At 55.9% G+C, this 6,353-nt stretch carries 5 protein-coding genes; all 5 read left to right on the top strand.

The window, feature by feature from the left end; genetic code table 11:
• Position 1 precedes the first annotated feature (1 nt).
• The 5 genes from Q363_RS47185 to Q363_RS29900 all read left to right on the top strand — a co-directional run bounded on the left by Q363_RS47185 (position 2) and on the right by Q363_RS29900 (position 6,183).
• The gene (locus tag Q363_RS47185; protein WP_084080914.1) at positions 2–595 is read left to right on the top strand and encodes a group II intron maturase-specific domain-containing protein; all 594 of its coding nucleotides are present in this window, start codon (positions 2–4) and stop codon (positions 593–595) included.
• Positions 596–1,203: 608 nt separating this feature from the next.
• Positions 1,204–2,133, top strand: coding sequence for a DmsE family decaheme c-type cytochrome (locus tag Q363_RS29915; RefSeq protein ID WP_084080913.1), 930 nt, complete (start codon positions 1,204–1,206; stop codon positions 2,131–2,133).
• A gap of 11 nt (positions 2,134–2,144) precedes the next feature.
• Entirely contained in the window at positions 2,145–4,349 is a 2,205-nt protein-coding gene (locus Q363_RS29910; RefSeq protein WP_157467888.1) for an outer membrane protein, read from the top strand.
• 63 nt (positions 4,350–4,412) lie between these two features.
• Positions 4,413–4,736: a c-type cytochrome gene (locus Q363_RS29905; protein WP_051979540.1), complete on the top strand. Its 324-nt coding sequence runs from the start codon at positions 4,413–4,415 to the stop codon at positions 4,734–4,736.
• 16 nt (positions 4,737–4,752) lie between these two features.
• A complete protein-coding gene (locus tag Q363_RS29900) occupies positions 4,753–6,183 on the top strand; it encodes a NapC/NirT family cytochrome c (RefSeq protein ID WP_051979539.1) in 1,431 nt (476 codons plus the stop codon).
• Positions 6,184–6,353 lie beyond the last annotated feature (170 nt).

Raw genomic sequence — 6,353 nt, 5'->3', positions numbered from 1 at the left:
CATCCCCTTTGAACGGTTCGCTGACGACGCTCTCTGCCATTGCGTAAGTGAGGCGCAGGCGAAGGACCTCAGAGATGCGCTTGAAAAGCGCTTTGCTGAATGCGGACTGCAACTTCATCCTGAAAAGACGAAGATCGTCTACTGCAAGGATGATGACCGGCGCGGGAACTCTCAGAACGAGTCATTCGACTTCCTCGGCTATAGCTTTCGGGCCAGGAGATCGAAGAATCGTTGGGGGAAGTTCTTCGTCAATTTCAGTCCGGGGGTAAGCAATGCTGCGACGAAGGCAATTCGAGAGGAGATTCGCAGGTGGCAGTTGCGCTGTCGTGTCGACCGGTGGATAGACGACTTGGCACGTATGTTCAGCCCCATCATCCGGGGGTGGATTACGTACTATGGTCGCTACTACAAATCGGCACTTTATCCGGCATTGCGCTATCTGGACCAATGCTTAGCGCATTGGGCGATGGCGAAATACAAGCGTCTGAAACGACATCGGCGAAGAGCAGAGCAATGGGTTTGCAAGACTGCTTCGAGAGACCCGCGGCTATTTGCTCATTGGTCTTTGGTGCATCAGGCGTCGACTGGACGATAAGAGCCGGATGAGCGGAGACGTTCAAGTCCGGATTCTGTGAGCGCCTGGGGGTGCAATTCCCCCGGGCGACTCGACTCGTGATCTGCTGCCGTCCGGGAAATGCTGGCGTTGATGGCTCGGCTTGGGTTGGAGGTCAATACCGCCAAGACTCGACAATTGCCGCCGAGCCTCGGCACCCCAAAGGGTCACTGTTTCGGCTGCGCTGCCCCAAAAGGGGCACTGTTTTGGCTGCGCTGCCCCAAAAGGTCAATGTGAACCCGATGAATTACTACGAGAGCCGGCACCCGGTTCGGATTGCATGCGATGGAGTCCGAACCGGCGCTGGTGTACCGAGTTTAGTGGAGTAAGTGCAGATACTCAGGTGCTGTGCCGCTCGCTAGAACGTTGCGGCTCGGTTGCACGCGCAACAAAAGTGATGAGATCTGTCTATCTCAACTGGTAGTTTGTCCAGTTCTCTGCTCGTGGCATTGCGATTGCATACATGCAGGCCAGAAAAGGTGAGGAGAGCTGTATGGTGCACTTTTACGCATGGCGCTTTGAGAAGGAACCAGCGGGTCCAGGGCCCCAGCCGCAAGGTCGTTACCATCGCAAGTTTGAGGTGACGCGACATGCGGCCTTCTCGTTCTAGCGTAGCGATCCTTGCACTGCTCAGCTGGTTTGGCGCGGCGAGTTTAACGCACGTCGCTTCTGCGGCACAGTCGCAAGCCGTAGTGTCTTCCCCAAAACCAGCAGTGAATCCGGCGGACTACGTCGGAGCAGAGGCCTGCGCCACGTGCCATCAGGACGAGGTGAAGGGCTTCAACAGGAATCCGCATGCCAAGCTGGCACTCGAGCACGGCGGCAAGGGTGTGACATGCGAAAGCTGCCACGGACCCGGTAAGGCCCATATGGAAAGCGGCGGGGACGCGACCAAGATCTTTCAATTCACAAAGGCAACGCCCAAGCAGGTCGATGACAAGTGCCTGAGTTGCCACGCTAGTGCGCACCCCAATTTCATGCGGACCGCTCACGGCGAAGCGAAGATAGGCTGCACGAGCTGCCACAGCGCCCACAAGTTTGAAACTCCGACGGGAATGCTTAAAGCGAAGGAGCCGAATCTCTGCTATCAGTGCCATACAGACGTCAAGTCTTCTTTCATGCAGCCTTTCCACCACAAGGTCGATGAAGGATTAATGAAGTGCAGTGACTGCCACGACGCGCACGGCACCTTCCAGCCCAAAATGCTTCATACGAGTGCGACTCAGGACGCGATTTGCACGAAGTGCCACGTCGACACTCTCGGTCCGTTCGTATACCAGCACCCTCCCGTCCAGACTGAAGGCTGCGTATCGTGCCATTTCCCGCACGGATCGGCGAATCCCCGCCTGCTCACTCGCAACAACGTAAACAGCCTCTGCCTGCAGTGCCACTCACCTTCGATGACTTTCACGGCTCCGGCACCGCCGTCTTTTCATAACCAGGCAAACCAGTATCAGAACTGCACTATATGCCATGTGCAGATTCACGGTTCCAATGTCAACAAAGATTTCTTCAAGTAAGGATGACTGGCATGATGAGCGCAACCTTTTCGATACCGCGCCGATTGACTCTCCAGAGCATTGCTCGGGAGCTCTCACTCATCGTGTTCACGGCAGGAATTGTGGCCGGTTCTCCCGCTATCGGGCAGGATACGACGCCACCACCCTCGCCCGAAGACAACATTCGTTTCGGATACCTTGTTCATCAGTCGATCGATTTCGGCGGGCACATCGTAAATCAGTCCGGCAGTGGCGCGATGTACAACACATTGGTCAACATCCAGTCGGGGCCGCGCATCCTCAACAGCACCATAGAGATGGTCGCGGTGAACCCGGCTCACGGGTTTCTGTTCGATCGCCTCTCGTCCAGCAGTTTCGGGTACGGAGGAGATCCTTATGATGCCACAGTTATGAACCTCTCCAAGGGTCGTATTTACGATTTCCATGGAAGCTTCCGCCGCGATCGCCAGTACTTTGATTACGACCTGCTGGCCAATCCGCTGATCCCGCCTGAGTCTCAACCCTTCGTTCCCCGACTCAACTCGCCGCACCTCTATAACACTGTGCGCCGCATGACAGATGTAAATCTCACTGTGGCGCCGCTCTCTGTCGTTCGCGCACGTTTTGGCTACTTTCAGAACATTAACCAGGGACCAACCTACACTTCGTACCACATTGGCAACGGCCTCGATGGCCTCATGCTTCAAAACTGGCGCGTCTCTACGGATGTCTGGAACGCCGGCATCGACTGGAAGCCGCTGGAAGGCACAACCATCAGCTTCGACGAGTTCATCACGCATTACAAGGGAAACACGAACTTGGAGCTTTCGGGGCTCAATTACAACCTCTCCAGCGGCACGCCAGTCTCTCTCGGAGTCGATGTATCGTCCGTCTGGAATGCACCATGCGCCGCACCCTTCAATCCGAATGGAAGTGTCAAGCCGACCTGCAACAGCTATCTTGCCTACACCCGTTCCGCGCCCACACGCACCCTGCTTCCAAGTGAGCAGTTTCGATTTCAGAGCACATCCCTCCGGAACATCAGCATGAATGGACGCGTCATGTACATGGGCACAACCAGTCATCTGGATAACTACCATGAGAATTTCAACGGTCTCATCAACGGAACTCGAGAGCAGGTGATCACGGCATCGGGCAGCGCCCGACGCATCAATGTCAACGCGGACTATGGCATCACCTGGCAGGTTACTCCCAAACTCGCTTTTAGCGACGTCTTCGACTTCTGGTATTTCCGTCAACCCGCGTCCTTCAGCTATACCCAGACGAACTACGCCGGGACTTCATTGCTTAATCCGCCGGGTGCCGCCACGACGACCACCACAACTGGACCACTGCCTGGCTACACAGCCGTCAACCAGAAGACAAAGGTCAATACATTTCTTGCTATCTGGGACCTTTCCCGGCAGGCTCGAGTCACGGCGGGTTACCGCTATAGCAGCCGCATCATCACCGACGCTGGCGGTGACTTTGTCCCCATCCACGCGGACACGGCTCTGTTCGGACTCGCCCTCACCCCAATGCCCGAGTTGCGGATCAACTTCAACGCCGATGTCACGTCCGCCGACAACGCCTTTACCCGCATCAGCCCGCGCAAGCTGCAGCACTACCGGATGCGGACCGCATATACTCCTCGTCCATGGCTAAAACTTAACGGAGCCATCAACATCCTCACAAGCAGCGACAACGTCCAGACGGTTGAACATTTCGCCCACAGCCAGGATTTTTCCTTCGGGGCGTCGATCCATCCCAGCGAAAAGTGGGGCATCGATCTGAACTACGCGTACGACAGCATCTACTCTCGCACGAACATGTGCTACAACTCTTCGGCGCCTGTAGATGGCGGCCAACCGAGCCCGCCGGTTTGCCAGCAAAGCGGCCTGCCCTACCAATCCAACGGACGCTACGACCAGCCTACTAATTCCGCCTCCATCGGATTCGTGTTCAATCCGGTAAAGAGGCTTCACGCAACCGGCGGCTACCGCATCTCCTCCGTCGACGGCACGGCCCCACCCATCAATATTCGCCAGGTTCCGGGTTCGCTGCAGTCGCAATATCAAACCCCCTATGGCGGAGTCGCATTCGATCTCGCTCCCAACTGGACTTGGAAAGGAGACTACAACTACTACAGCTACGGCGAAGGAGCGCCGGCCGGACCTACGCTTCCACGCGCTTTCCACGCCAATATCGTCACTCTCTCAGTTCGTTATGCTTTCTAGCCGTCAACTGAAAACAATAATCGCCCGGCTAGACCAGGAAAGCCGTGCAAAGGAGCATTGCCCATGCAGATGAGAATCACGATTTATGGAACTCTTGGCATCCTCTTACTTTCGGGGGGCGTGACGAGCCTCGCGCAGTCGGGGGCCGACACTTACAAGGCAAAGTGCGCGATGTGTCACGCCGCAGATGGGTCGGGAAACACGCCCGCGGGTAAAGCGATGAAAGCCAATCCGTTTAATTCACCTGATGTGGTCAAGATGTCCGACGCCGAACTCATTGCCGTCGTTACGGACGGCAAGGCTAAGATGCCCGGTTATAAAGGGAAGTTGACAGACGCCCAGATCAAGGATGTAGTCGCCTATATACGAACTCTGCAGAAAAAGTAAACGCGAGGCCTGAACGATGAATGGCTCAGGGAGTTTCAAGGAACGCCGGCTCCAGCCGCTGTTTTTTCTGGGGAACAACCCGATAAGCCTGACCGGTGCAGGACTCACCAGCGCGTCGGCGCTCACTCTGATCGGCTTTTGGGTTATCGATTTGATTGGTCACGGCGGCTCCCCAAATCCCTACGTGGGCATCATCGTCGATCTCTGCCTTCCGGCGCTATTCATTCTCGGACTGCTCCTCATTCCAATCGGCGTCTGGTTTCGACGACGGCAACTGAGGGCGGCAGGGCAGCTGCCGCCTACTTATCCCAAGATCGAGCTCAGCAACCCCGTTTTCCGCCGCGCTATTGACTTTGTTCTTGTGGCTACCTTCATCAACTTTGTCATTGTCGGCACTGCCAGTTACCGCGGGGTGGCCTATATGGACACTCCGTCATTCTGCGGACAATCCTGTCACGTGATGGCCCCTGAATGGGCCGCTTATCCTGCTTACCACCACTCCAACGTGGCCTGCACGGAGTGCCACGTCGCCAGTGGTTTCGGCGGATATGTGCACGCAAAGATGAATGGAACAAGGCAGCTGTTTATGGTTATGTTAAACACCTACCCGAAACCAATCTTTCCGGAAGACAGACTTCCCCCGGCGGATAAGACCTGCGTCAAGTGCCATAACCCGCAGACTTATATTGGCGACAAGCTACTCTTCAAAACGTCTTACGGCGACGACGAAAAGAACTCCGCCACGCACTCGATTGTGCTCATGCATGTGGGGGGCCGCAACGGCCTGGGCACCGTAAGTGGCATTCATGGCGCTCACCTGGGCAGAGTGGAGTACATCGCCACCGATTCGACTCACCAGACGATTCCGTGGGTCGCCGCGGTCAAAAGCGACGGATCCAGAACAGAGTACGTTTCCTCAGATGCGAAGTCTCCCGTGACCGGCACCAAACGTCTCATGGACTGCACGGACTGTCACAACCGCGCCGCTCATTCGCTTGATACGCCAGAGAACGCTCTCAATAAAGCGATAGCACAGGGCGCCCCAAACTCCTCTTTGCCGTTCGTTCACAAAGAGGGACTGGCTCTCATCAAAGCGTCCTACCACTCCCAGGAAGATGCAGCTGCGAAGATCACCGCCGGTTTGGAGGACTTCTATCGCTCACATTACCCTGATGTTCTGAGCCAGCGGCATGCCGACGTTGAACAGGCGGCCAAGGCTCTGGTCTCGATCTACAGTGCTAACGTCTCCCCTTCCATGAAGGTCGCCTGGGGTACGCACCCGAATGATCTTGGGCACAATGATTATCCCGGATGCTTCCGCTGCCATGACGGTAGTCACAACACGAAGGGCGGCGCGAGCATCACAAATGATTGCACGATTTGCCACAATCTGATTGCCGTAGATGAGGCAAACCCTAAGCAGCTATCCGATCTTGGCCTGCAATAGCCATAGGCGATCACGTCACGACTTGCAGCTTTCGACTGGTGAATTCTCTTCCTTTGAAAATGTGAGCATCCCAAGATAGGGGGATCGTGACGAAGAGGAACAGCGCACATTTAGAGCCCAGCATGGATCAGCGGTAGATCTCCCCAGAAACTCCAATTTCGGGGAGAGTC

The organism is Edaphobacter aggregans DSM 19364, from assembly GCF_000745965.1.
Classification (GTDB): domain Bacteria; phylum Acidobacteriota; class Terriglobia; order Terriglobales; family Acidobacteriaceae; genus Edaphobacter; species Edaphobacter aggregans.
This window is presented reverse-complemented; position numbering and strand designations above follow the sequence as displayed.